The sequence below is a fragment of the Bacillus sp. 522_BSPC genome, assembly GCF_001076885.1.
Lineage (GTDB): Bacteria > Bacillota > Bacilli > Bacillales > Cytobacillaceae > Niallia > Niallia hominis.
The window spans coordinates 21,206-46,414 of record NZ_JVDT01000153.1 but is presented as its reverse complement, the minus strand read 5'-3'; the positions used below and the strand labels follow the sequence as shown (position 1 = coordinate 46,414).

Annotated in this window: 25 protein-coding genes and 2 riboswitches; of the genes, 24 read left to right on the top strand and 1 reads right to left on the bottom strand. The window is 34.2% G+C overall.

Annotation, left to right across the window (positions count from 1 at the left end; genetic code table 11):
• Positions 1 to 152: 152 nt before the first annotated feature.
• From ADJ83_RS12745 to ADJ83_RS12690, 14 genes are all read left to right on the top strand, one after another.
• Positions 153 to 1,466, top strand: coding sequence for an IS1380 family transposase (locus ADJ83_RS12745; protein WP_016205278.1), 1,314 nt, complete (start codon positions 153 to 155; stop codon positions 1,464 to 1,466).
• 280 nt (positions 1,467 to 1,746) lie between these two features.
• Positions 1,747 to 1,855: riboswitch (SAM riboswitch) on the top strand.
• A gap of 77 nt (positions 1,856 to 1,932) precedes the next feature.
• Positions 1,933 to 2,122: riboswitch (cobalamin riboswitch) on the top strand.
• A 219-nt stretch (positions 2,123 to 2,341) separates the two neighbouring features.
• Complete coding sequence (gene metE, locus ADJ83_RS12740) at positions 2,342 to 4,627, top strand: 5-methyltetrahydropteroyltriglutamate--homocysteine S-methyltransferase (RefSeq protein WP_031538041.1); 2,286 nt, start codon at positions 2,342 to 2,344, stop codon at positions 4,625 to 4,627.
• A 369-nt stretch (positions 4,628 to 4,996) separates the two neighbouring features.
• A complete protein-coding gene (locus ADJ83_RS12735) occupies positions 4,997 to 5,716 on the top strand; it encodes a YebC/PmpR family DNA-binding transcriptional regulator (protein ID WP_031538040.1) in 720 nt (239 codons plus the stop codon).
• Between the two features lie 256 nt (positions 5,717 to 5,972).
• Entirely contained in the window at positions 5,973 to 6,287 is a 315-nt protein-coding gene (locus ADJ83_RS12730; RefSeq protein ID WP_328283833.1) for a tail fiber domain-containing protein, read from the top strand.
• 2 nt (positions 6,288 to 6,289) lie between these two features.
• Positions 6,290 to 6,454, top strand: coding sequence for a hypothetical protein (locus ADJ83_RS25625; protein ID WP_155986756.1), 165 nt, complete (start codon positions 6,290 to 6,292; stop codon positions 6,452 to 6,454).
• Between the two features lie 171 nt (positions 6,455 to 6,625).
• Positions 6,626 to 6,790: a hypothetical protein gene (locus tag ADJ83_RS25230; RefSeq protein ID WP_155986755.1), complete on the top strand. Its 165-nt coding sequence runs from the start codon at positions 6,626 to 6,628 to the stop codon at positions 6,788 to 6,790.
• A 148-nt stretch (positions 6,791 to 6,938) separates the two neighbouring features.
• Positions 6,939 to 7,445, top strand: a complete 507-nt coding sequence (locus ADJ83_RS12725) for a type II toxin-antitoxin system PemK/MazF family toxin (RefSeq protein ID WP_031538038.1) — start codon at positions 6,939 to 6,941, stop codon at positions 7,443 to 7,445.
• A gap of 725 nt (positions 7,446 to 8,170) precedes the next feature.
• Entirely contained in the window at positions 8,171 to 9,208 is a 1,038-nt protein-coding gene (locus ADJ83_RS12720) for a serine hydrolase domain-containing protein (protein WP_031538037.1), read from the top strand.
• A gap of 563 nt (positions 9,209 to 9,771) precedes the next feature.
• Entirely contained in the window at positions 9,772 to 10,218 is a 447-nt protein-coding gene (locus tag ADJ83_RS12715; RefSeq protein ID WP_031538036.1) for a DinB family protein, read from the top strand.
• A 174-nt stretch (positions 10,219 to 10,392) separates the two neighbouring features.
• Positions 10,393 to 11,133 carry a membrane protein gene (locus ADJ83_RS12710; RefSeq protein ID WP_031538034.1) on the top strand — a complete coding sequence of 247 codons (741 nt, stop codon included), beginning with the start codon at positions 10,393 to 10,395 and terminating at the stop codon, positions 11,131 to 11,133.
• A 273-nt stretch (positions 11,134 to 11,406) separates the two neighbouring features.
• Positions 11,407 to 11,982 (top strand): CBO0543 family protein, encoded by a 576-nt coding sequence (locus ADJ83_RS12705; protein ID WP_031538033.1) that lies wholly within the window; start codon positions 11,407 to 11,409, stop codon positions 11,980 to 11,982.
• Between the two features lie 515 nt (positions 11,983 to 12,497).
• Positions 12,498 to 12,986, top strand: a complete 489-nt coding sequence (locus tag ADJ83_RS12700) for a hypothetical protein (RefSeq protein WP_031538032.1) — start codon at positions 12,498 to 12,500, stop codon at positions 12,984 to 12,986.
• Between the two features lie 203 nt (positions 12,987 to 13,189).
• Positions 13,190 to 13,615, top strand: a complete 426-nt coding sequence (locus ADJ83_RS12695) for a hypothetical protein (RefSeq protein ID WP_031538031.1) — start codon at positions 13,190 to 13,192, stop codon at positions 13,613 to 13,615.
• A 271-nt stretch (positions 13,616 to 13,886) separates the two neighbouring features.
• Positions 13,887 to 14,309: a VOC family protein gene (locus tag ADJ83_RS12690; RefSeq protein WP_031538030.1), complete on the top strand. Its 423-nt coding sequence runs from the start codon at positions 13,887 to 13,889 to the stop codon at positions 14,307 to 14,309.
• A 181-nt stretch (positions 14,310 to 14,490) separates the two neighbouring features.
• On the opposite strand, the gene ADJ83_RS26865 is transcribed toward ADJ83_RS12690, so the two are convergent.
• On the bottom strand, positions 14,491 to 15,123 hold the full coding sequence (locus ADJ83_RS26865; protein WP_414630340.1) for a methyl-accepting chemotaxis protein: 633 nt from the start codon (positions 15,121 to 15,123) through the stop codon (positions 14,491 to 14,493).
• Between the two features lie 1,072 nt (positions 15,124 to 16,195).
• On the opposite strand from ADJ83_RS26865, the gene ADJ83_RS12680 reads away from it, so the two are divergent.
• The 10 genes from ADJ83_RS12680 (at position 16,196) to ADJ83_RS12635 (ending at position 25,195) form a co-directional block, all read left to right on the top strand.
• Entirely contained in the window at positions 16,196 to 16,591 is a 396-nt protein-coding gene (locus ADJ83_RS12680) for a VOC family protein (protein WP_031538028.1), read from the top strand.
• An 18-nt stretch (positions 16,592 to 16,609) separates the two neighbouring features.
• Positions 16,610 to 17,203 carry a kinase gene (locus tag ADJ83_RS12675; protein WP_081836652.1) on the top strand — a complete coding sequence of 198 codons (594 nt, stop codon included), beginning with the start codon at positions 16,610 to 16,612 and terminating at the stop codon, positions 17,201 to 17,203.
• Positions 17,204 to 17,442: 239 nt separating this feature from the next.
• The gene (locus ADJ83_RS12670) at positions 17,443 to 17,649 is read left to right on the top strand and encodes a helix-turn-helix transcriptional regulator (protein ID WP_031538026.1); all 207 of its coding nucleotides are present in this window, start codon (positions 17,443 to 17,445) and stop codon (positions 17,647 to 17,649) included.
• Between the two features lie 30 nt (positions 17,650 to 17,679).
• A complete protein-coding gene (locus ADJ83_RS12665) occupies positions 17,680 to 18,054 on the top strand; it encodes a hypothetical protein (protein ID WP_031538025.1) in 375 nt (124 codons plus the stop codon).
• Between the two features lie 175 nt (positions 18,055 to 18,229).
• Complete coding sequence (locus tag ADJ83_RS12660) at positions 18,230 to 18,991, top strand: AAA family ATPase (protein WP_031538024.1); 762 nt, start codon at positions 18,230 to 18,232, stop codon at positions 18,989 to 18,991.
• 175 nt (positions 18,992 to 19,166) lie between these two features.
• Positions 19,167 to 19,835: a Type 1 glutamine amidotransferase-like domain-containing protein gene (locus ADJ83_RS12655; RefSeq protein WP_031538023.1), complete on the top strand. Its 669-nt coding sequence runs from the start codon at positions 19,167 to 19,169 to the stop codon at positions 19,833 to 19,835.
• A 483-nt stretch (positions 19,836 to 20,318) separates the two neighbouring features.
• Entirely contained in the window at positions 20,319 to 21,227 is a 909-nt protein-coding gene (locus ADJ83_RS12650; RefSeq protein WP_031538022.1) for a DNA/RNA non-specific endonuclease, read from the top strand.
• A 233-nt stretch (positions 21,228 to 21,460) separates the two neighbouring features.
• The gene (locus ADJ83_RS12645; RefSeq protein WP_031538021.1) at positions 21,461 to 22,594 is read left to right on the top strand and encodes a tyrosine-type recombinase/integrase; all 1,134 of its coding nucleotides are present in this window, start codon (positions 21,461 to 21,463) and stop codon (positions 22,592 to 22,594) included.
• A gap of 74 nt (positions 22,595 to 22,668) precedes the next feature.
• Positions 22,669 to 24,807 carry a tyrosine-type recombinase/integrase gene (locus ADJ83_RS12640; RefSeq protein WP_031538020.1) on the top strand — a complete coding sequence of 713 codons (2,139 nt, stop codon included), beginning with the start codon at positions 22,669 to 22,671 and terminating at the stop codon, positions 24,805 to 24,807.
• On the top strand, positions 24,800 to 25,195 hold the full coding sequence (locus ADJ83_RS12635; RefSeq protein WP_031538019.1) for a DUF6262 family protein: 396 nt from the start codon (positions 24,800 to 24,802) through the stop codon (positions 25,193 to 25,195). Before ADJ83_RS12640 ends, ADJ83_RS12635 begins: the two co-directional genes overlap by 8 nt.
• The last annotated feature ends 14 nt before the right edge of the window (positions 25,196 to 25,209 follow it).

Genomic DNA, 25,209 nt, shown 5'->3' with positions numbered 1-25,209 from the left:
CCTGAATTATTCATAGAAAATCATTAATTGGTTACAATCGTTATTCCAATAAGCTTTTTTGTTAAATGTTAATTCACTTGATAAATGAAAAAAGAATCCATTTCTGATAAGGTTAAAACAACGACGAAATAACCACAGAAAGGATTCTTATAATGGCTACTTTACCGCAAATTACCCTTGATTTCAATCGCAAAATTAAATTGTCAAATGATGGAGGGGATCTGTCCTCCGATACTGGTGAATTTCTTTTTAGGGAATTCGATGAGAAAATTGGATTTTCAAAAACACTAGAAAACCATTTGAGGTTAAACGATTCTAGGGCCTATTACCTCCATTCAAACGAGAACTTATTACGTCAAAAGATTTATCAAATGATTGCGGGCTATTCCGAGGATGATGCAGCTGATCATTTAACGAAAGATCCAGTTTTCACCCAAATCATAGGAACGCCAGCGCTCGCTTCACAACCGAGTTTATCTCGTTTTTACACACGTTTTGATAAAGAGTCTATTGATCATTTAAATCAAGCAAACCAAGAATTACTTGATAAAATCCATTCATTTCGGGGGTCCGAAGCTTTATTTATCGATTTGGATTCAACCCATTCTGATACTTATGGAAATCAAGAGGATTCTTCCTACAATACGCATTATGGAACAATGGGTTTTCATCCATTGGTTGCTTTTGATGGTGCTACAGGTGACTTTCTTAAAGCGAAGCTTCGTCCCGGAAATGTATATACTTCAAATGGTATTGTTGAGTTTATTCAGCCATTAATTGAACACTACAACCAAAAGTTCCCTGAAACGAATTTATTCCTTCGTGGAGACAGTGGGTTTGCCGTCCCCGACTTGTACGAATTGTGTGAAAAGGAATCCGTTTTATATGTGATCCGATTAAAATCTAACCTACAATTACAAAGTCTTGCTAAAGAATACCATCCTTCTTCTGCACCACGAGATGTTTCAGAAACAGAGCGCTATTTTGAAGAAGCCACTTATCAAGCCAAGTCATGGTCGAAACCAAGAAAAGTGATTATCCAATCGGTACGACCAGCTGGTGAATTACTTTTTGCCCATTCCTTTTTTGTTACAAATTTTGAAATAGCTTCTCCAAAAGACATCGTACGAGCTTATCAAAAAAGAGGAACGATGGAAAACTATATCAAGGAATCAAAGAATGGCTTTTATTTGGATCACATGAATAGTCATTCTTTTCAAGTCAACACGGTAAAAATGATGCTAAGCCTGCTTGCTTATAATTTAACGAATTGGTTACGAACCATTTGCTTTCCACAAGGTCAAAAGATGATGCAAATTGATACCATACGTACAAGGCTTATTAAAGTTGCCAGTAAACTAGTGAAATCAGGTAGATCTTATTACTTTAAATTGTCATCAAGTTTTGTCTATCAGAAATTCTTTTGGAACGTATTGGGTCAAATACAAAAACTCCAGATTGAGTAGCTTAACTTGGTTTTACCAACTGAAAAAAATTTAAATTTCAGTTAAGGGGAGAAGTCTGCCTAAAAATAGGACATTTCCAATGGGAAATAAATTAATTAGATTTTAAAGGTTAGAAAATGTTCAATCTTATAAAAAGATAGAAAACTCTCACCTGCATTTTAGAAAAACGTGCATCTTTTAAAGTGCTATGAATATTTCAGGATACAGTATGTAAAACAAGAATTGACAATGAGAAATTACCGTGCTAATATTTTGTTAATTCGAAAAAGTACATAAAAAACTCTTATGTAGAGAGGTGGAGGGACTGGCCCGTTGATACCTCAGCAACCATTCTTTTTTAAGAAAAGGTGCTAATTCCAGCAAAGCGATGATGCTTTGAAAGATAAGAGGGGGATAAAGATACACGACGAAACCTCTCTTTTTTATAAAGGGAGGTTTTTATTTTTTATTATAGAAATGAACTGAAAATTAAATAGCGCAAATAGGTGCTTATGAATTCCCATTCATGGCTTAAAAGGGAAGACCGGTTAGAATCCGGCGCGGTCCCGCCACTGTAAGGAGGAACAAATTCTCATATCCACTGTCTTAACTAGATGGGAAGGAGAGAAGGAGTGATGATCCTAAGTCAGGAGACCTGCCTATTTGTAAGTAAGCTACTCTACGTGGATATAGAGGAGGGAGAATATGTGTTGGGAGAAGAATTGTCTCAACTCTAGTTAGTGCTGAACTTAAATGAGAAATCTCATAAGAGTCTGACTCCACTGTTTATCTAGGAAGCAAGAAAGTAGAGAGCTTCTATATAGATATGTGGACGTCCGGCTCTTTTTTTGACTAACTTTTGCTAGAGATAAAAAAATCGGAAATGGGGAAACAGCATGTATAAAAGTTCTAATTTAGGCTATCCAAGAATTGGAGAGAAACGAGAATGGAAAAGAGCATTGGAGCGTTATTGGAAGGGGGAGAGTTCGGAAGAAGAGCTGCTGGAAGAAACGAAAAAGCTTCGATTAAAAAACATACAAAAGCAAAAGCATCAAGGAATTGATTTAATTCCTGTTGGTGATTTTAGTCTCTACGATCATGTATTAGATACGGCTGCGATGTTTGGGCAAGTGCCAGCTAGATTTGCTTATAATGGGGGGAAGGTTCCCTTGCAAACTTATTTTCAGATTGCTAGAGGAAATAAGGATGCAGTAGCATCAGCCATGAAAAAATGGTTCAATACAAACTATCACTATATGGTGCCAGAGCTGGGAGAAAGAAAGCCACTATTAACAGAGAATCGCCCACTGGCATTTTTCCGGGAAGCAAAGGAAGCATTAGGAATCGAGGGAAAACCGGTATTGTTAGGACCACTGACCTTTATAAAATTAGCAAAAGGCTATGAAGAAGATAAGCTAGAAGAAACAGTGGAATCTTATCTCCCTTTATATGCACAAATTTTAACAGAGCTAGAAAGAGAGGGAGTGGAATGGCTTCAAATAGATGAACCATATTTAGTTACAGATGTCACACCAAGAGAATGGAACATTACACAGCAAATCTATCAAACATTGCAAAAGGCGGCCCCAAAATTAAAAGTGATTCTTCAAACCTATTTTGACGCTGTGACAGATTATAAAACGATTATTTCGTTACCTGTCGCAGGAATTGGTTTAGATTTTGTTCACGATGACGGAGAGAATTTAGCATCTATTCAGCAATATGGATTTCCAAAAGAGAAAGTCCTTGCTGCAGGTATTATTGATGGCAGAAATGTGTGGAGAGCTAATTTGGAAGAAAAGGGAGAGCTGCTTGCAGAAATACAGAAGGCTATCGGAAGTGACAAGATAATCATCCAGCCGTCATCAAGCTTGCTTCATGTACCAGTAACGGTGAAGGAAGAGCAAATAGATTTGATTTTAAAAGAGGCACTTTCCTTTGCAGATGAAAAATTACAAGAAATAAATACGTTAACAGAGGGAGCCAGAAAAGGAAAAGCAGTCATTCGAGCTCAAATCGATAAAAGTAAAGAAGGGATTATTAGATTGAACTCGTCCAGTGCAAGAAATAATCAAGTTCTTCAAGAAGAATTAAAAAGGGCTGCTGGCAAACCAGAAAGAAGCGATAATGCAAAAATAAGACAGCAAGCACAACAAGAAGCTTTCAAACTTCCAATTCTTCCGACAACGACAATCGGAAGTTTTCCACAGACGAAGGAAGTGCGGAAGGAGCGGTTAAAATGGCGAAAAGGAGAAATAACCAATGAAGAGTATGAGACTTTTATTCAAGCAGAAATTAAAAAATGGATAGAGATACAAGAGGATTTAGAGTTAGAAGTATTTGTTCATGGAGAATTTGAACGGACAGATATGGTGGAGTATTTTGGTGAGAAGCTAGCCGGCTTTCAGTTTACTAGGTTTGCTTGGGTTCAATCCTATGGTTCTCGTTGTGTGAAGCCACCCATTATTTATGGTGATGTCGCATATGAGAATCCAATGACCGTGAAAGAAACGGTCTATGCGCAAAGTCTGACGACTAAACCTGTAAAAGGAATGCTGACAGGGCCAATCACCATTTTGAACTGGTCATTTGTAAGAGATGATATTTCAAGAGCAGAAGTAGCGAAGCAAATCGCTTTCAGTCTCAAGAAAGAAGTGGAGGAGCTTGAGAGAAACAATATTCGTATGATTCAAGTAGATGAACCAGCTCTTCGGGAAGGACTGCCACTAAAAAAAGAAAAATGGAAGAAATATTTAGATGCAGCTGTCTACTCTTTTAAACTTGCAACAACGTCTGTGGAAAGAGAAACGCAAATTCATACACATATGTGCTACTCGAATTTTGAGGACATTATTGATGCCATTGATGCACTCGATGTCGATGTGATTTCTATCGAAACATCCAGAAGTCACGGGGAATTTATTCAAACATTTGCAAAGAAAACATACGAAAAAGGAATTGGACTTGGCGTATATGATATACATAGTCCAAGAGTGCCAACAAAAGAAGAAATTACCGAAAACATCGAAAACGCTCTAGCTGTTCTTGATCCACGCTTATTCTGGATTAATCCGGATTGTGGCTTGAAGACAAGGAATGAAGAGGAAACAATCGGTGCACTAGAAGTAATGGTAGAGGCAGCAAAGGGAATGAGAGAAAAGCTATTAGTGCAAAACCAGTGATAGATATAAAAACTTGTAACTTTTTATTTGTTGCAAGTTTTTTGTATTAGGCGCTGTTATTATTCATTGTGATTTTTTAGTAGCAGGAGAACGAATAAGCGGAGAATTTCCGACTAATGTATAGAGAAGGAGCCTAAATAGCGGATATAAAAGTAATGTTAGAATTTTCTCTGGACAAATTTGTCTAAGCTTTGCCACAAAGTTTTTAACAAAAAGCTGAATAAAATGGCCATTTCATGTATAATGTTAGTGGCTTTAAGAAATGGCAGGTAGATAAACGCGAAATACAATCAATAAAAGTTGAAGAAATGCTGTGTTTTTATCTATAATAAATAAGTTGAATGTATAAGCAGAAAGAGAGTGTTCATAATGGGTCGTAAATGGAACAATATTAAAGACAAAAAAGCTTCAAAAGATGCAAATACTAGTCGTATTTATGCAAAATTCGGCCGTGAAATTTTTGTAGCGGCAAAACAAGGGGAACCAGATCCAGAATCTAATCAAGCGCTAAAAGTTGTCCTAGAGCGCGCAAAAACATATAGTGTACCAAAACATATTATTGACCGTGCAATTGAAAAAGCAAAAGGCGGTTCCGAAGAAACATATGATGAGCTTCGCTATGAAGGCTTTGGTCCTAACGGTTCGATGGTAATCGTTGATGCTTTAACAAATAACGTAAACAGAACAGCTTCAGATGTTCGTGCCGCATTTGGTAAAAATGGTGGAAACATGGGAGTAAGTGGTTCCGTTTCTTATATGTTTGATGCAACAGCCGTTATTGGGGTAGAAGGAAAAACAGAAGAAGAAGCATTAGAGCTTCTAATGGAAGCAGATGTAGATGTACGCGATATTATGGAAGAAGAAGATTCTGTTATTGTATACGCAGAGCCAGATCAATTCCACGCTGTACAAGAAGCATTTAAACAAGCTGGTGTAACAGAATTCACCGTAGCCGAGCTAACAATGCTTGCACAAAACGATGTAACATTAGATCCAGACGCACAAGCACAATTCGAGAAAATGATTGATGCGATTGAAGATTTAGATGATGTGCAGCAAGTATATCATAACGTCGATTTAGGCGAGTAAGCTAGATAAGGATAAGGGAAAACTCACTTTTTGGTATGGAATTGGAACCATACAGAAAGGGAGTTGGAGCTTAAGCTACGATATACTATATCAAAAATCATAATATTTATGATGATAAACTAAACTCATTTTTTGTATGAAATTAAATTCATATGGAAAGTGGGTTTTTTGTTTGTTATTAGATGATGTATACTGAGCTGTTAGAGTTACAGATCACGCTGGATACAACGAAGGTAATGGAGTTACTTATAGACCAATATATGCGAGCGAATTCAATCCAGCATCTAGTGTACTTTATAAAGACAATATCGAACCATTCTCAGAGAGTGGTATGGATATTGTAAAAGATCATCCGGTATTCACATATTTCTTGAAAAGTGATTTAAATGAAGGTATATACGACAATAAACAAATAGGTTTTATTGCAGAAGCGGCACCTATGCTTAGAAAAGGTGACACAATTAATATGTATAAAGGTTTATCTATGAACAGGAAAGCTACTCAAGAACTAATAACAAGGTTAGAAGAAGCTGAACATAAAATTGCTGATTTAGAAATGGCGGTGAATTGAAAATGGCTGAGAAAAAACAAGTTACTGTAAATGAACAAATCGTAATGGGGAATCTTGCTCAACAATTGGCTAATTTACAGGTGACCTTAGCAATGAAAGACGCATACATACAAGATTTAGAAGGACAATTAAATGAGTTGAAACAAACAAAGGATACTACTAAATAAAAGTATCCTTTTATTACTTGAAAGGAGTATTATAGATGCCTAATTATCCTTATCCAACATTAGGGACAAATATAAATAGAGATTACCGAAACCTTTTTAATGATAATTTAAAACGTATTGAAGTACCATATAAAAAATGTTCAATCATATGGAGAAGGTTTTCAAGCTCAAGTGGATAAATTAATTAATGAAAATCCTCAACCTTCAGAAGTTGTCGATTTACGAGTTAGTTTGAAAGGACTTGTATATCCTACTGCAAGGGTTTATATAACTTCTTTAGAGCAGCGTATCGAAGAACTTGAAAACACAATTAGTGAAATGGTAAATAACGAATAGCATAAAAAGACTCGGAGTTAAATTTCCAAGTTCTCAAAGATTTCCCCGGAAACCGCAACAACTGACAAAATGTTCTTTATTTCGAATAATTTCCTCCCTGCTATTCTCTTAATATGGTAAAATATAGAGAAATATGGGAGGTAAAGTTATGCCGTGGAATAAAAATGAGAATATTAGACAATCAGCAGAATGGTTATCTGAAAAATACAAATTAATGGATGATAAAGAAAAAATGCTAAATTCACATGCCAGTAAACCAAAAGTAAGAGGTAAAAAGCCACCAATTAGAGATGTTTTTCGTGGTGGAGTGTATTGGGTCAATTTTGGGAAAGGTAATTTGGGTGCTGAGAAAAATAAAACTAGACCTGCAGTAATAGTCTCTCCTAATCACTTAAATACTGGGGAAACTGTAGTGGTTATACCTATATCTACAAAATTCCCTTATAGTGTGGCTCATGGAAAGAAAATACCTAAGTATAAAAATCATTTCTTTTTATATAAAAATAAATACAAGGAATTAGAAGAATTATCAGCTATAAAATGTGAAGATATTAAAACTATAGACATTAGTCGTATTGGTGATTTGATATTTAATATTGAAAAGAAAGATATGAAATTATTGAAGTCCAGATTAATGTATATGTTTGGATATTAAATCTTTGACCGCCTAGCATAATATTGATAATATTGAATAAAATAATAACGTACTCTTTCATAGATAGGATATATGTTTATCTCTTGACATAAAGAAAGTTATTGTTTATTATTAGAGTATAAATTATGTTAGATCACCTTGTCGTGATCGTCTGACACCTATCTATGATAGGGTGTATTGTTTAATGGCAGTTGTTGTCATTACATTTAAAAGGACTCTTACCTTAACTGGTGGGGGTCTTTTTATTTTAAATTATAGAGAAAGGGGAATATAACCTAATCCTCATGAAAAAATGTCTCTTTTATCTAGCTTTAACTTCCAAAGAAAACCTATTATCATTAACGACTAGATAATTTAAATTATAATAAATGTTAATAACTTCATACACTAAATGATTAGTGAAAACATTGATATAGTAATATAAATAGCAGCCTTAATTTAGATGATGTGCAGCAAGTATATCATAACGTCGATTTAGGCGAGTAAGCTAGATAAGGATAAGGGAAAACTCACTTTTTGGTATGGAATTGGAACCATACAGAAAGTGGGTTTTTTGTTGTTTGAAGAAGAATATTTAAGCATATTTAAATTATTAATTTCCAAACTACACATAAATGTGTACGATTCTTGTTCAATAAACAGAGCAAAATTATTTTTCCAAATATATGTATAAGAACGTATATTCGTGTTATAGTTTCATTATAAAGTTATCTGGGGTGAGAATGATGAACTTACGAAACATCCATATGGAAGAACGAATGGAATATTATAATGTAAACGGTTTAAGTATTGCATTATTCGAAGAAGGTCAAATCAGTGGAACAAAAAACTATGGTTTACTTGAAGTGAAAAGCGATAGAAAGGTAAGTGATGATTCTATTTTCAGTGCATGTTCCATTAGTAAGTTCCTGACTGGAATAATAGCAATAAAGTTACTGGATGAAGGGCTTCTTGATTTAGATGAAAGTGTAAATGAAAGACTTGTAACGTGGAAAGTGTCTGAAAATAAATATACAAAAAATAAAAAAGTTACTTTAAGAAACTTACTTAGTCATCAATCGGGAATCAAGGACCCTGAAGGTAGTTTTTTTGAACAGAATTTAGATATAGGGTTTCCCTCGATGGTTGAATTGTTAGAGGGAAAATCCCATTATTGTAAAGTTCCTATTGAGGTGCAATTCGAGCCAGAAAGTGAATTTCATTATTCTGACGCGGGCTATTGTATTATTCAGCAACTAATAGAAGATGTAACGAAAAAGCAGTTTAATCATGTGGTAAATGAGCTAATATTTAAGCCATTGAAAATGGAAAATAGCTATTTAAATACAACGATGTTCGAGATAGGTAAAAAGGAGTTTTCTTGTGGTCATAATAAAAACGGTAAGTTGGTAGAAGAAAAATATCCTATCTACCCTTATCCTGCAGCTGCAGGATTATGGACGACTGCATTAGATTTAGCTACACTAGTCCTTGAGTTAATGAATGCATTAAAAGGAGAAAGTAAAATTGGAATTTCAAAAAGATTAGCTAAAGAAATGATAACTTCTCAAATAGGAAAAAGCTGGACTGGATTAGGTGTATTTTTAGATGGTTCCGAAAAAGAATTAGAAATTACATCTATGGGATGGGGAGTAGGTTTTCAATGTATGATGGTGGCGTACCCACACATAGAGAAAGGTGCCGTTATTATGACGAATGCAGAATTAGGTGTGCATCAATTGAAAGGGATTATTGGAGAAATTTATAAATCTCTTTTATTGTAATAAGCGTTAAATGTCTTATTGAACTAGCACTTTCTTTATTATTCCCAATAGGTTTTATCATAGGATTAAGTTTGCTTTTAGTAGGAATATTTAAGAAATCAGATACAAATAATTCCATGTGATAGATATTTGATTAAAGGAAATTGACATAAGTTGTTATTCTTTTTTTTGATTATTTCAGTAACTAAAGGGGTTAGTTGAAATAATAGAAATATAAAAGGGGAAGATAAACGATAATCAGGTTCTTTCAGTAGTATAAGATTTTGTGAAATGATGTACTTAGAGTAACGGAGGCCTTTCTTTAAAAAGAAAGTATATTTAATATATTGATAGTTCCTAATATTCCTAAAAAAGTTAGAAGAATTTATTTGTAGATGATTGTATCTGAAAATATAGTATGAATGGGAGTAGCAAACACAAGTTTTGCTACTCCATCTTTATCTAGGAATTCATTTCTCTTTGGACTAACAGGGTAGCATGGTTGAATAAGCTGAATTTTCTTGTATTATAAAAGTGAACATACGTTCGTTTGATTTTTTCCTAACTTTGGGGGGGCTTAGAAAATGAATAAAATCAATCAATATGAAGACATAATTGAAAAATTATTTGAATTAAAGGACTATCCTGAAAAAATCCTTAATGAACCTATTTCAGAAGGAAAGTGGTCCATTAGAGAGATAGTGGGACATTTGTTTTATTGGGATAAATTTATATTAGAAAAGATGGTACCTTTGATGGCTAACGAGATGGTTTTACCGCCTTTTCCCAATCACGATTTACATAACAAGGAAGCTGTCGCCCATTTAAAGAAATATAAAAATGTTAGGGAGATAATCGATGATTTCGCAAAAACACGGAAACAATTAGTGAAAGAGTTAAAAGAGCTTGATAGGGATATCGAATTTTATATCGAAAATGAGCCAAACTCATTTTCACCAGAAAAATTCATTGAAATATTTTTGGAACACGATATCCACCACTTAAACCAAGTGAAAGAAAAACTTAGATAATTAATGCTCTTTTAGCATAGGAATCTTCAAGGTTTTACTGGAATAGAATTGGAAAGTTAAAGAAGAATATTCTTAAAATGAGCAGAGTAGATAGGTTGTAATCTTCCGAGTATGGTTTTGTTATGTAGATTTAGGTTATTTAATGTACATAACTAAAAATTGGGTGGGATTTAAATGACGATTAGTCTAAGTTTTGTTTTTGCAATTGGCTTTATTTTTATTCATTTCTTTTCTAAAGCAATGAAGTTTATCAAAGATTCACCTAGAAGTAGGTTTCTCTCCATTGCGGGAGGGATTGCTGTTTCTTATGTATTTATCCATCTATTGCCCGAATTAAGTAAACATCAAAGAGTATTGGAGCAAGCAGGAGCTAAAGGAGTCTTTCACCTATTTGAGAATCACGCCTATCTGATAGCTCTACTGGGATTGACTATTTTCTATGGACTAGAAAGAATGGTGAAGAATTCAAAAAAAGAAAGTGGTATGAAAAAAACGAAACCCGGTGTATTTTGGATTCATATAACATCTTTTTTTGTATATAATGCGCTAATAGGCTACCTTTTGATTAGAGAAACATATAAAAGTCATTGGGGGATGTTTTTCTACTTCTTAGCAATGGCGGTTCATTTTGTTACCAATGATCACAGTCTAAGGAAAGATCACAAAGAAATATATGACCATTTTGGAAGATGGTTACTGACATTGGCAATATTATTAGGATGGGTGGTTGGAGTATTTACAGAATTAAAAGAAGTTTATATCTCATTGCTCACAGCATTCTTGGCAGGTGGGATAATATTAAATGTACTAAAGGAAGAGTTGCCAGAAGAAAGAGAGAGCAGTTTCGTTGCTTTTTTTCTTGGTTTGGTGAGTTATTCTGTCTTGTTATTGCTTATTGAGCTAAGGGGGAAATAGGAATGTCCACAGTGCAATAAGGTATTATAAAGCGGATTTAGGAGAGCAAGGTTATAAGTGAAACCCACCTTTGAATGATTTGAAAATATCTAAGGGGTGGGTCTTTTGGTTGTTAAACGATGTCTTCAAATGATACTTTTTTTATCCTTTTGATAGAGGTAATGCATCCAATACAGAGAATAGGGGGGATAAAATTTTTATAGTGACCAATAATATAATTCAAACAAGAAAAAATTACTTAAATTAAAAAAATATCGATAAAAGGATGGTTAGATGTCAGATTCTCGTATTGAACTATTTGACAAGGCGGTGAAATTGAGAAAAGAGTCTACCAAAGCTTTTGTAGATAATTGGTTAGATTATTCCCTTTATACAACTTTTGAATTTTGGTTATTGGTCCTCCTCTTTTTTGTTCCATTGATACTTGTGATATGGAAAATTGATAAGGAAAAGATTTTTGTAATTGGATTTTATGGATATAGCGTGCATATTTTTGGTCATTATATAAATTTAATAGGAATTAATACCGGAATTTGGAACTATCCTATTTCCTTAATTCCGCTAATTCCCAGTGCATCCTTTGACGCATCTGTGGTGCCAGTCACATATATGTTAGTATATCAATGGACATTAAATAAGAAAAAAAACTACTATTTTTATCTCTTCTTTGCTGCTATGGTCTTCGCCTTAGTTTGTGATCCAATTTCAGTAAAGTTAGGGCTACTTAAGATGTACGGAAACGTTAATTTTCTATACAGTATCGGATATTATTTATCTATAGCATTAATCGCAAAAGTTATCACAAATGTTTTTATTAAATTATCTAATATTACAATAATTAACAATTAATGCTGTTGATTATTGTAACTATACTTTCTCGAAGGAATCTTCATATAATTAAAGAAGGAGAGTAGCGTTTTAGCAATAGAATCTCTTCTTCATATGTCCCTATAGGCAGCCTATCTCCTTACCACTCGCGCAATAAGAATAAATTGATTATCATCATTCATATTCAATGATCAAGTTGTGAAACTATGCAATCGAATAAAATGACATATAGAGAATAACTCATTGTGGCTGCCCCCTAAGTTTAGGTGGTCTTATTTCATCAAGACCTCACTAAGATAGGTTCATTTCCAGTAAACCAATGACAATTTTTCGAATGGGTTGGAAAAGATAACATGTTGAAAATTTAATATTGATTTCGCTTTTACCCGGTTGGAGCTTTAAGCAAATAGTGGGGCTGTATTATTGGTATAAAAAGTGTAGTTGGTTTAGGAAGATTTTTTAATAAACAAGCTTAGCGATGTATTATTAGATTTATTCAGGATAACATATTATTAAAAAGGAAAATAATACAAACGATGATTTTTCTATTTATTTCCATTATTTTATTTAATTTAATTGCCTTTCAAAAAAATAAAATAGCTAGCATGAATGCAATGTTTAGTATTTGGATATTTACCATTGCATTTCAGAACGTTTTTGATGTGATGGTCGAATTCAAGTACCATGGATATTGGTATTTTGATAAAGGTATTGATTGGCTTGGTGTCCTTGCACATACATTACTGATTCCTCCAGTAAACATCCTATTTTTAAGTTGGTTTCCTTTTGTATCCGATTTGAAAAGAAAGGTAATTTATATTGCTAGTTGGACAGTGGGAGTTATCATTTATGAAGCACTTGTTTTACTTCCAGAACCTTGGGGATATTTCCATTTGGGTTGGTGGCATTTATGGTATGAATTAATTGTTGTACCTATCCTTCTACTTATCTTATTAGTTTATTATAAATGGATTGGAAAGTTAGAAGTGATACTATTGGAAAGTTATAAGTATAATAAACAGTAATACAATTTCAGTAGGATGTAATCTTTTTAGAGAATTTAGCGATGAAAGGTTAGCTGAGGGAACATGGTTAAAAAGATAATGATAAAAGAAAACTCACTTTTTGTATGAAAAGGTCATACGAAAGGTGGGTTTTTTGTATAAAAAAAGAGTTATAATGGATGGGAAATATTAACTGAAGGAGTTTTTCAAAAAGGAGGAAAAGTATGAAAAAGCTTAACTTAAAAGTATGGATTCCTAGCATTGCTATAGAAGGAGCACTAGAATTAGTTGAGTTCAAATACTCAAAGGGCTTACAAATAACGTTAGAAGATATTCAGAATAATACTTATCAAATACAATTTAATAAAGAAAAGAATGGAAATTATATTTTAGCCTGTAGATTTGCAGATGAAATGAAGCGGAGTGATTTAGCAGAACCAGCTTTTCAGGCTCGTAAAAACGAAGTGGATACAGTCAGAAAATCATGGTCCTTATATAAGGCTATAAATTCAGATTTTGTAGATTGGTATGATCAACTACCTGGTCCAGGAAGTGAGCATTATCATATAGACCATTATATTATTGTTACCTCGGATGAAACCTTTGAAATTTTGAGTGAAGTAGAACCAACCATCATTAAATTAGCTTAAAAAAAGGTGTTAGATTAAAACTATTTAAAGATTCTCGTTATAAAAAAGAGCAGTTTTACAAGTGTTCATGAATCTCCTTAGCGAAAATATAAAACGTAGGAATGATATCAGGCCAAATTATAATATATGATCCAAACTCACAATTAATCACCTAACCAAGCAAGAATGTTAGCCAAATTGATATAGTGTAAATTGCTAAAAGAAAAAGGATATCTTTTCCTTTTGTCGAATGAAAGTATGAATCTTATATTATCCCAAAAGGAGGATCAAGATGAATACAATCATTCACAGAGTTGGAACAATCTATCTACCAGTTGAGAATCCAGAGTTAGCTTCAAACTGGTATCAAGAAAAATTAGGTGCAATTGAAAATTTCAGAAATGAAGAGAAAGCCATTCTGGATTTTGCGAATCAAAGCTTCTTTCTTGTTAAATCGCAGAAAGGAGAAAAAGCAGCCTTTCAAGATGGCAAAGATAAGGAGCATTTCTTTCTGACATTTGAAGTAGACGGTATAGAAGATTTAAAGAAACTTCATTACGTGTTAATGGAAAAAGGTGTAACGGTAGGGGATATAGAGGATAGAGGACATCCAGGTAATAATTTTGTCTTTTTCGATATGGATGGAAATAAATTTGATGTATGGAGTGAGTTAAGTCCAAGTTTTAAAGAGAAATACTTGATTAGTCAGGATTAATGAAAAATTCCAATTGAAGCTGTCTTTTAGATATTAAAGAAAGGAGACGATTAAAGATTGCGTTTTGTTTCCTTTAACTAAAAAGGTTTAATTGCACCTTGTATAACACAGAAAAAGAGACCAGGGTCCCCACCAACCTGGTCTCTTTTGTTTCAGTGTTTTGAATGATTTTGAATCATTATTAGGAAATCTTAAACTTATTAATCTGCTTATTTAATCTACTAGCTAAAATGTCTAATTCTTTAGCAGCACTAGCAATGGTTTCAGTTGATAGTAACTGTTCTTTTCCTGTTGCGGATATTTCTTCTGTACTTGCTGCAAATTCCTCCACACGGGATGTTAAATCTTGAATTTGATTCGACACCGTTTGCGAACTTCCATTAACCGTCTTCATAGCAGTTGCAGTTTGTTTAAAGCCGTCTACAATTCCTTCATACATTGTTCTAATTTTATCAAAAGCTTTTTCCGTAATATTTAATGCATCTCTTTGTTCATCGATTAATTTATTGGATTGTTCAATATTTGCAACAGCTAAATCGGTTTTCTCAGAAGTCTTTTCGATAATAGATGTTATCTCTCTTGCTGAATGGGAAGACTGTTCTGCTAATTTCCTTATTTCATCTGCTACTACGGAAAATCCTTTTCCAGCTTCACCAGCTCTGGCAGCCTCTATAGAAGCATTTAGTGCCAATAAATTCGTTTGTTCTGCAATAGAGGTAATAATTCCAACAAATCCTGTAACTTGATGAATCATTTCTTTTAGTTCGTTAATAGAATGATTAACTTCATTTGATACAAGAAGTGTTTCCTCCATTTTCCTCGTTTGTATATCAACGCTTAATTGGCCTTCATTGATAGAATCCAATGAATGAGTAGCTTGTTCTGCGTTTTCAGATGTTTTCGCAGCTATTCCATCAATTAAAGAAACGACATCTGCTAAAGTCCCGCTAATTCCACTCATGGTGTCTGCTTGTTCGGAATTTCCGAGTGCTAGCTGATCTATTGTATTAACGATTTGTGTAATGGAGCTCACATTTTCATCTGTGTTTTTAGTAAGGTGATTGGATTGATTAGTAACCGTGGAAGACACTATTTGCAGTTCGGAAGTAATATTCTTAAGTGCTTTTCTAGTTTCATATAGTGCTCTTGCCATATTCCCTGTTTGGTCTTTTATTTCTACTAATTTTTCTAAGTCATCATCTGTATCAGCCAAATCTAAATCGGCTGTTTTCTTTGCAAATTCCGTCACCTTCACAATCGGTTTTTCGATTGCTTTGCCTAAAATATAAGATAAGATAATACCAATAATTAATGAAATAATTAATCCCCATAATATGGGTGTAGGAATCATAAAGCCAGTTTGCATTGGCTGTGCCGCGCCAATACTTGGATCAGCAGTAGCTGTATCGCTGCCACTCCCATTCATAAATAAAGAGGCACTTACATTAATAATAGCTACTAACACTGAGTTTAATAAAGATAAAAGGATAATCTTTGTTGATATTTTTTTCATATAGTTATGACCGCCGTTTACAATTTAATTTTTGAATGACCAATATAATTATATTGGAATTTCTTAGATGTAAAATATATAATATTCAAAAAGATTATATATTTCTAGCCTAATCATTAGGAAAATAGTTATCTTGTTTTTCCAATTCTCTTTAAAACTTGCTAAAAAGTCTTCCGCGATCCTCCTTAATGTGAAAATCTGAGTATAAAGTCCTGTTTATGGTTCTTATTATTACTATTTAACCTTAATTTATCCTTAAGAGAGAATATAGGCGGAAGTCTGATAGTAGGAAATTAGTTGAAAAAGATAGAATAGTGCGGAGAAATAATTTTAAAATAAGCAAATATGGCAACTAATACAACGAGGTGAGTAAATGTTTTTTGAAATGACTTATCAAATAAGAGTATCGGATATAGTGAACGGAATAAAGTGGTACAGTACTTTTTTTCAAAGGGAACCGGATTTTGTTCCCCATGAAGGGTTTGCAGAATGGGAAATACTGCCGGGATGCTGGCTGCAAGTGGCAGAAGGTATTCCATCCGAAGGAAGCGGACCGCTCCGCTTTGCCGTAAAGGATATTAACTTCGAGCAGGATCGGTTAAGGAGCGAGTTAGAAATAGAAGGTTTACAGATAGAAGGGAGGGCAGAGGTGCCAGTTAGATGGGGAACTTTCCAGGATCCATGGGGAAATCAGATTGGTTTGTTTGAATACAACGATAAAGAGGAAGAACGAGAACGAATGATGGCTATTTTAAGCAAACAGCTGTAAAGGAAAAGAGGGACTAATTTGCAAGATAAGATAAATGCTATAGTAGAAAACATGCTACCAACGGCAAAAGGGAAAAGAGTAGTCGTAGGTATAGACGGGCTAAGCCGGTCTGGAAAAACAACCATGGTAAAAAAACTAGAAGCAAGTCTCCTTGAAAGAGGACTTTCTGTGAAAGTTTTACATATAGATGATTATATTGTAGAAAGAAATCGGCGTTATCATACTGGTTATGAGGAATGGTATGAATACTATCATTTACAATGGGATGTCCAAGCATTACAGGAAAAACTTTTTAAAAAGCTCAAAAATGCAACAGAAATACAGTTGCCTACATATAATTCCCAATCGGATACCCAACAAATAGAAATAATTTCATTGTTACATACTGACTTAATCATAATGGAGGGAGTTTTTTTACAACGAATAGAATGGAGAGATTTTTTTGACTTTATTCTTTATTTAGATTGCCCAAAAGAAATTAGGTTTTCACGAGAAAGGAAAGAAACGCAGCTGAATCTAGATAAATTCAAAAATAGGTACTGGAAGGCAGAGGATTATTATATTGAGAAAGAATGTCCGAAAAAACGCGCAAATATCGTATTTCACGTTTAAGGGAAAAGGGCGACAAGATAGGGCAAGTGATTTTTTTTTTGCAATATGGTGGATTCTCCTCATTGTTGCCCCTTTTTTGGCTGTAGAAGAGTAAAGAGTGTCCTCTATTGGGAAAGAAGAATAGAAGAGTGCAAAGGAGATAGACTTTGTATTAAATAGTCATCACTAGAATGTAAAGGTAACTTGACGTTAAGTTTCCTTTACATTTATACTGTAAAGGAATATAGGTGGTGATGAATTTGAAAAATAAATTAAGTGAACATAGAAATCAATTTGGTTTGTCTCAAGATAAATTAGCTGAAAAGTTAGGTGTTTCCAGACAAACAATTATTTCAATTGAAAAGGGGAGATACAATCCATCCCTCCCTTTAGCAATGATGATCGCCGAAATATTTCAAACAAATGTGGAAAATATTTTTATCTTAGAAGAAGGAGATTATAAATAAATTTTGCTTACAAATTAGGAGGGAGTATATATGAAATCAAGGTTAGGTTATATAGTCATTGGTTTTCTTTTATTGATAGAAAGTGGTTATTTCCTATATGGTGGAATGACAGGTGATTTTCCATTATCTCCAACTTATGCACTAATTCTTGCGTTATCTGTTATGTTTCTTTCTCTTGGTTATTTGCATCCACAATTTAAGAATAAAGATGAAAGAATGAAAGTAATACGAGAAAAAGGAATGTTTTACTCCTATTTTATTATAATGTTTTATTTTTTTCTGTTTATTATATTAATTCACTTTCAAGTTATTAGTATAAGTGCAATGGGAATTGTTTTAATTCTTGCTGCACTTACTATTATGACAGTCTTCCTTTCGATGGTTGTTTTATCTTTGATTTTATGATGAGGGGATTAACTAATAATGAAAGTGGCTGCTAATTTCCTTGTTGTTTCATATGGATTCTATTTCATGTAAATTTAACGATTTATGGTAAAATAAGGTTATGTTTTAACGGGAATATAAGTTATTTGACTGAAGAAGTTAGTTTTTATTCAGACAGAATGAGGTGATTTTTTTATTGAAAACGTTAGAGCAAGATTCTCAGTACATTAGGTCTGTAAGTCTTAAAAGAGACCATATTTTATCTTATGACAACTTTCCGCTTAATCTGCCAACTATTCAGAACTTAAATGAATTACAGTTTCATCCTAATGTTACTTATATTATCGGTGAAAACGGAATGGGAAAATCAACATTACTAGAGGGGATTGCTATTGCATTAGGATTCAATCCAGAAGGCGGCACATTGAATTTTCATTTTTCGAGTTATGACTCTCATTCAAATTTAGACGAATACTTACGTTTAATCAAAGGAGTAAACCGGCCAAAGGAACACTTTTTCTTTAGAGCTGAAACTTTTTATAATGTAGCAACCAATATAGAAGATTTAGATAAAGAAGAACCATTTTTGGATCCCAAAATTATAGATTCTTATGGAGGTAAATCACTTCATGAACAATCCCATGGAGAATCATTCTTTGCCGTATTTAACGAGCGTTTTCAAGGAAATGGTTTATATATTTTAGACGAACCAGAAGCAGCCTTGTCACCCTTAAGACAAATGACGATGCTGGCTAGAATCAATGAACTTGTTAATAAAGGATCTCAATTTATCATCGCTACCCATTCGCCGATAATTATGGCATATCCAAATGCTAAAATCATCCAAATTACAGAAGAAGGATTAAGTGAGTCTAAATTGGAAGATACTCAACATTATTCTATTATGAAACAGTTTTTTGCAGATAAGAACCGAATATTACACCACCTTTTCAATTAACAAGAATTTATAGCATAGGACAGATTATACTTATCTAGTATTGGATAGATAAGTTAACTAGGCATCTGAATAGCAATGATTCAATTAAAATGTTCGAATTGTTCATTAAGCTAGGGATGCAATCCTAACAATCTAAACAAACTTGACAATACGAAGCAAAGACAGGAGTGAGGTTATGAAATTTCTGCTTACATCTGGAGGCGTCAATAACAAAATCATACACGACGCACTGGTTGATATGCTAGGAAAGCCGATTGCTGAGGCAAACGCTCTGTGCATTCCCACAGCGATGTATGGACATCCTTGGGTTGGCCCTGGAGTCAAAGCATGGCAGTTCATCAGTGGAAAAGAAGAGAATCCCATGGTCAACCTTGGCTGGAAGTCAGTTGGCGTGTTGGAGCTTACAGCACTTCCAAGTATCGACGAAAACCAATGGATACCACTTGTTCAAGAAACAGATGTACTGCTAGTGTCAGGCGGCGACGCCCTTTACCTGTGCCACTGGATGCGTCAATCTGGACTGGCAGACCTTTTAACATCACTGAACTCAGTTTATGTGGGAATGAGTGCTGGGAGCATGGTTTTGACACCTAGAATAGGAGAATACTTTGTTGGCTGGACTCCACCAAGTGGAAGTGATGGAACACTGAGAATAGTTGATTTTTCCATTTTTCCGCATCTAGATCACGAGATGCTGCCAGGAAATACCATGGCTGCTGCAGAGAGATGGGCAGTCGAGATACAGGGACCTGCATATGCAATTGATGATCAAACTGCAATCAAAGTAGTTGACGGAGCGGTAGAAGTTTTATCTGAAGGGCAATGGAAACTATTTACACCTTGAGCATGATATACGCCCGCTTCTTTAAATAATTTCATGGAATAGTGGGATAGTTCGACATGTTTGGTGGCGTTGCTGTGTAGCTTACCTAGCAAGGGCGGATGATCATAACTCAGCAACTACTGTCTAAATTCAATAGTAGCAAATGGTGCTGAATTTTTTAACGCTCATTCAGAATTAATAGATCCTTTAAAATAGGGAAGATTAGAGGCATAAAACAAAAGAGACCAAAAGGAAGTAACTATCCTTTTTTGGTCTCTTTTATTTTTATAGGGATTTCATAAATTATGCTTCATTATTTAAATTGCTATTTAAATAGAGCAAGCCTTTTTTGAAATGATAATCTTTCACACTTCCAATAAATATCTGCTGAAATAATGCTAATCTTAGAATATACTATTATCATTGGGTTAATGTTGTTAATTAATCCTAACATTCCAAGATTTTTAGCAGGAATAATATAAAACTACCATGGGAGAGCATAGAATGAACAAAAAAATGAACTATTTAATCATGATTTTAATGACGATTGTTATGGTTGGTTGTGCCAATGTAGAAGATACTTCAAATAAAAATGGAGAAACAGAAATACAAGAAGTAACCACTGTTAATACAAATGAAAATAGTGAAGAAGAAACGAGCACGAAGGATGACGATGAATCAGTAGTAGAAGAGACACAAACCGAGCCAAATAATGAACTGTTCGCAGGGTATAAACTTATGGAAGTTGATGGAGGAGATCTGTCTGGACACCGTGAATCAAACGTTGTCGTTGACATTGGTTATGGCGACCGTGAATATTGGGCATTTACCAATGAATACGGGCAATTAGTACGTGTTGTAGCTGATGAAATCATTCTTCAAGATGACGATAATGAACCTGTATTATCTTCTGGCAGATACTATCCCGACGAGGCGAAGGTTCCTGGTGTGGAAAGTGATGTTTTAGATGAAGGACATATCATTGCCGATTCACTTGGAGGGGTCTCAAATGCTTATAATATTACCCCACAAGATAGTACGCTAAACCGACATGGTGATCAAGCTTATATGGAAGAAGTGATCCGCAAGGCAGGCGGAGCGACAAATTTTGAAGCAATTATCACCTATCCGAATACAGAAACGCAAATTCCCTCCAGTTATCAGTATACCTATACAATAAAGGGAAATGTCATTACGGATTCATTTGACAATGTGAATCCTGATGAAGTAAACGAATCTCTTGGTTTAACAGATAGTGAGCCTACCGATTCAAGTAGTTCCAACACAAATGAGGATATTTCCAGCATTGATACAAATGGAAATGGTATGGTGACAATCGCAGAAGCAAAGGCAGCCGGTTTCAGTATGCCAATAACAAGTGATCATTGGTTAAATTTAGATATTAATTCATAGGATAGTTAGTCTAATATGAGGGCTGGTTATCCATTTTTATTTACATAATTTATTGGATAAATAAAGGTTGAAAATATTGTATTAATAGTTTAATATGAAACCATAAACAAGAACATTTGTTTGTATTGCTGGAGGACGTAGCCTCGGTGCGAGGACCTTAAAGAAACAACAATAACGGTAAACATTATAAGTAGCAGCACTATCGTAAATTTCAATTGGTTGGAGATGCTTTTATGAAGGTAGAACAAATATTGATTGGGAATAGAAAAGTATATCTGCTTATTGATTCAAATGGAACGCCAGTTAAACCCGTTGCGAAGTATATGAAATTTCACTATAACAAGGAGAGTAGTAGCAATACTTTACAGACTTATTGTACAGCTTTGAAATATTACTTTACATACTTAGAACAAACAGAAATTGATTATCAGCAAGTTAGCTTTCAAATAATATCTGACTTCGTTGCTTGGCTCAGAAATCCATATGAAAGCAATAAAGTAGTACCTCAAAAAGAAGTTAAGGCTAAACGCAGTGAAAGAACAGTAAACACTTACCTTACGGTAGTGACATCATTTTATGATTATCTATACAGAGAAGAATTAGTTGAATCAAATGTTGTTGAAAAGTTGATGAAGAAGATGTTTCAAGGTGCCAGTGGAAATGGATATAAGGATTTTTTATATCATGTAAATAAAGAAAAACCACGTTTCAAAAATGTGCTTAAATTAGACGAACCTAAAGTAAGAGTGAGGATATTTACAAAGGAGCAAGTTAATGAAATCTATAAATCTACTACTAATCTTAGGGATAGGTTTCTAGTAAGATTGCTTTTTGAAACTGGCTTACGTATAGGTGAAGTTCTTTCCTTATTTCTTGAGGATTTTCAATTTGATGCCATACAAAGGAAGCACAAAATCCAACTAACAGATAGAGGGGAGTTACCAAACGGGGGAAAATTGAAGACTGGAGAACGAAAGATTGACATCTCTCAAGGACTAATGGACTTGTATGATGATTACTTATACGAAGTGCTAGATGAATATAATCCTAACCATAACTTTGTATTTGTGAAGATTTGGGGTAAGAACGTTGGAGAACCTTTAACTTATTCTGATGTTTATGCCACTTTTAAGGAGATAGAAAGAAAAATAGGCCTATATATTACTCCGCATTTATTCCGACATACCCATGGAACCATATTTTATCTTCAAACAAAGAACATAAAGGCTGTACAAGAACGTCTAGGTCATGCACAAATACAAACAACCATTGACCTATATGTTCACCCTTCCGAAGATGATATTCGTAAGGAATGGGAAAAAGCCTCTCATGCCTTTGAAATTAGGCGAGGCGTGGAGAACAAATAGGAAGCGTTTCAAACAGGTTTACTGACGAAGTAGCACCTTTTTAGAGCGATATTAGTATTTTAGGAGGGCAAATATTGGATAATATCATACAGAGTAATTCAATCCTTAAAAGCGAATATTGGGACTTAATCACTTCCACTCTTTCCTCTTACGAGGTTAAAGAAATTTCCAACGATGGAAAAGTAACAAAAAGAGTTGTGAATGATGATTACTTTTTAGTCAATGATATTTGGAATATACACGAGATTGGTAAAATCCCTAATTTTGAAGAGCAATATAACAAGAGAAAAGGAATAGTAAATAACATTTACTTCAACTGCGAAAATCCAAACGTCAACATGGAGATTAAGTTTGTTTACTACAATCAAATTTTTTCAGACCGTTGGGGAATAAGGACTATATTTAAAAGTATCTCAGGCTCGTTAAAAAAACTGGCTGAGTATTTAAACGAAAAGCACCCAAATCTCACTTCCCTTCTTGATTTAGACATCAATAAAGAGCAAAAACTTTGGACCTTTTGGTTGAATGGTAAAGGAGAAAAGACGAGTTACATCAAGAAGTGGAGAGGGAAAGAAATCGTAGCCCGTACGGAAATAGATGGCTTTTTAGCACGGATTTATAATACACTTTTTCAATTAACAGACACCCGTGATGAATGGGAGAAGGACCGATGGGATATACGGGTGCTGTATAAAAAATATGGGATAGGATTCAATGAATCAACAAGTGGTTATCACATTGATTTTTCAAATATAGAGAATAAAAATTTCCGTAAAATATTTAAAGAATATTTAAAAGGTCGTCTAATCAGCGGCAAAAACTTCACCTGGGGTACAGCTCGAAGTTATGGAACATACACTATTCCTTTTTTAAACTCAATTTCAAAACAAAATCCAAAATGGAACGATTTTAAAGAACTTGAAAGAAAACATATAGAAAAGTACATAGAAGAGTTAAATGAATATATAAAGACCAAATTAAATAAGAAAAATTCCAATCCTAAAAAATATGTTCGTCAAGCATTAAAGTGTGTTCGTGCCTTCATAAGAGATCTTCAAATTTTAGAGAAGTTCGAGGATTTTGCACCTGAAGAAATGGTGTTTCGTCTAATATATCCTGAAGACTTTCCTAATCTCCCTAAAAAATCATTGGATGATATTGATTACATACCTGACTATGTATTGGAACAACTGTTTAATAATCTAAATGACCTTCATCCAGATGTACAGCCAATTGTCTGGATTGCTTTCAAAACAGGGCTTCGCATAAGCGATACATTGGGATTAACGCAGGATTGTTTAGGTAAAATAAATGGAAAGTCAAATCTTACAACAGATATTGAAAAGACGTATGTAATAGGTCATAAAATCCCCATTGATGATCATCTAGCGGATATAATTGCAGTTTTAATTGACCGTTCCAAGCAAAACAGCAATGATGATAACAATCCTGAAAGATACCTTTTTGTTCGCTACCGAGGTCCTCGTAAGGGAAGACCCTTTAGTCAGAATTTTGTTCGAGAAGAACTAAACAAATTAGCGTTAAAAAAGAATATAACAGATGAATCAGGAAATTTATTTCACTTCAAAAATCACCAGTTCCGACATACTTATGGAGTAAAAATGATAAATGGTGGAGCTGATATTATAACGGTGCAGGAGTTATTAGCCCACGCATCACCCGAAATGACCATTCTATATGCTCGTCTATTAGATGATACGAAACGTAAAGAATTTGAGAAAGTTGTGAGACAAGGTGTATTTGCCTTTGACTTAAATGGGGAAATTCATCAGGTCTCCGAAAAGGAACAAATCCCTAAAGACATTCTTGATATGTTGTGGAAAGATGAGAAGTTAAATGCCTTAGATAACCCTTATGGGACCTGTCGAGCAAGGGTCAATGGGAATTGCCCATTGGCAGCAGAACCACCTTGTCTCACTGCGAACGATGGAAAACCTTGTTTTGATTTAGCGGTAGGTATGACAAGTTTTGATGTTAAAAAGTACGAACTTCTTATAGAAACTACCACAAAGTGGATTGAAGCATCTAAAGAGTATGGTCGTGAAGATATGGTTAAGGCAAACGAAAAAAACTTGGAAAGGTACCAAAATATTTACGAAACAATCAAAGAAGGTAATGTTATTTTTGGTCGATTTGACCGCATGAAGAGACAATTAGAACGTAAGAAAAAGAAAGGTGTTAGACATGGCTAGTTTTGATCGTGAGGAGCAATTAAGGCGGCTACATGAAAAGAGAAAGCAAGAAACTAAAGATAAGGTTGAAAAAGCTATTAAACGCCTTATAAAGAGTTCTAAGGCAATTAACTTTAATAGCGTAGCGAAAGAAGCTGGAGTGAGCAAAGCAACGCTGTATAACCATTCAGCTCTTAAAGAGCGTATCAATTTCTTACGAAATCAACAAGAAGAAAAGTTTGTAGATTCAAGGATAAAACGGGATGAAAATAATCAAAACGCTGTAATAGCTTCACTTAAAAGAAGGATTGAAAAACTGGAGAAAAAGAATAAAGAACTTGAACTAGAAAATAAGCAATTAAGTGAAAATGAAAAAGAAAAGCTGGCTAACTATTTTGAGAGTATATAATCCTTATTCAACTA

Bases quoted from the DNA above. Each gene is read 5' to 3' on its own strand.
- ADJ83_RS12745 (WP_016205278.1), top strand. From the start codon at position 153: ATGGCTACTTTACCGCAAATTACCCTTGATTTCAATCGCAAAATTAAA.
- metE (WP_031538041.1), top strand. From the start codon at position 2,342: ATGTATAAAAGTTCTAATTTAGGCTATCCAAGAATTGGAGAGAAACGA.
- ADJ83_RS12735 (WP_031538040.1), top strand. From the start codon at position 4,997: ATGGGTCGTAAATGGAACAATATTAAAGACAAAAAAGCTTCAAAAGAT.
- ADJ83_RS25625 (WP_155986756.1), top strand. From the start codon at position 6,290: ATGGCTGAGAAAAAACAAGTTACTGTAAATGAACAAATCGTAATGGGG.
- ADJ83_RS12725 (WP_031538038.1), top strand. From the start codon at position 6,939: ATGCCGTGGAATAAAAATGAGAATATTAGACAATCAGCAGAATGGTTA.
- ADJ83_RS12720 (WP_031538037.1), top strand. From the start codon at position 8,171: ATGAACTTACGAAACATCCATATGGAAGAACGAATGGAATATTATAAT.
- ADJ83_RS12715 (WP_031538036.1), top strand. From the start codon at position 9,772: ATGAATAAAATCAATCAATATGAAGACATAATTGAAAAATTATTTGAA.
- ADJ83_RS12710 (WP_031538034.1), top strand. From the start codon at position 10,393: ATGACGATTAGTCTAAGTTTTGTTTTTGCAATTGGCTTTATTTTTATT.
- ADJ83_RS12705 (WP_031538033.1), top strand. From the start codon at position 11,407: ATGTCAGATTCTCGTATTGAACTATTTGACAAGGCGGTGAAATTGAGA.
- ADJ83_RS12700 (WP_031538032.1), top strand. From the start codon at position 12,498: ATGATTTTTCTATTTATTTCCATTATTTTATTTAATTTAATTGCCTTT.
- ADJ83_RS12695 (WP_031538031.1), top strand. From the start codon at position 13,190: ATGAAAAAGCTTAACTTAAAAGTATGGATTCCTAGCATTGCTATAGAA.
- ADJ83_RS12690 (WP_031538030.1), top strand. From the start codon at position 13,887: ATGAATACAATCATTCACAGAGTTGGAACAATCTATCTACCAGTTGAG.
- ADJ83_RS26865 (WP_414630340.1), bottom strand. From the start codon at position 15,123: ATGGAGGAAACACTTCTTGTATCAAATGAAGTTAATCATTCTATTAAC.
- ADJ83_RS12680 (WP_031538028.1), top strand. From the start codon at position 16,196: ATGTTTTTTGAAATGACTTATCAAATAAGAGTATCGGATATAGTGAAC.
- ADJ83_RS12665 (WP_031538025.1), top strand. From the start codon at position 17,680: ATGAAATCAAGGTTAGGTTATATAGTCATTGGTTTTCTTTTATTGATA.
- ADJ83_RS12655 (WP_031538023.1), top strand. From the start codon at position 19,167: ATGAAATTTCTGCTTACATCTGGAGGCGTCAATAACAAAATCATACAC.
- ADJ83_RS12650 (WP_031538022.1), top strand. From the start codon at position 20,319: ATGAACAAAAAAATGAACTATTTAATCATGATTTTAATGACGATTGTT.
- ADJ83_RS12645 (WP_031538021.1), top strand. From the start codon at position 21,461: ATGAAGGTAGAACAAATATTGATTGGGAATAGAAAAGTATATCTGCTT.
- ADJ83_RS12635 (WP_031538019.1), top strand. From the start codon at position 24,800: ATGGCTAGTTTTGATCGTGAGGAGCAATTAAGGCGGCTACATGAAAAG.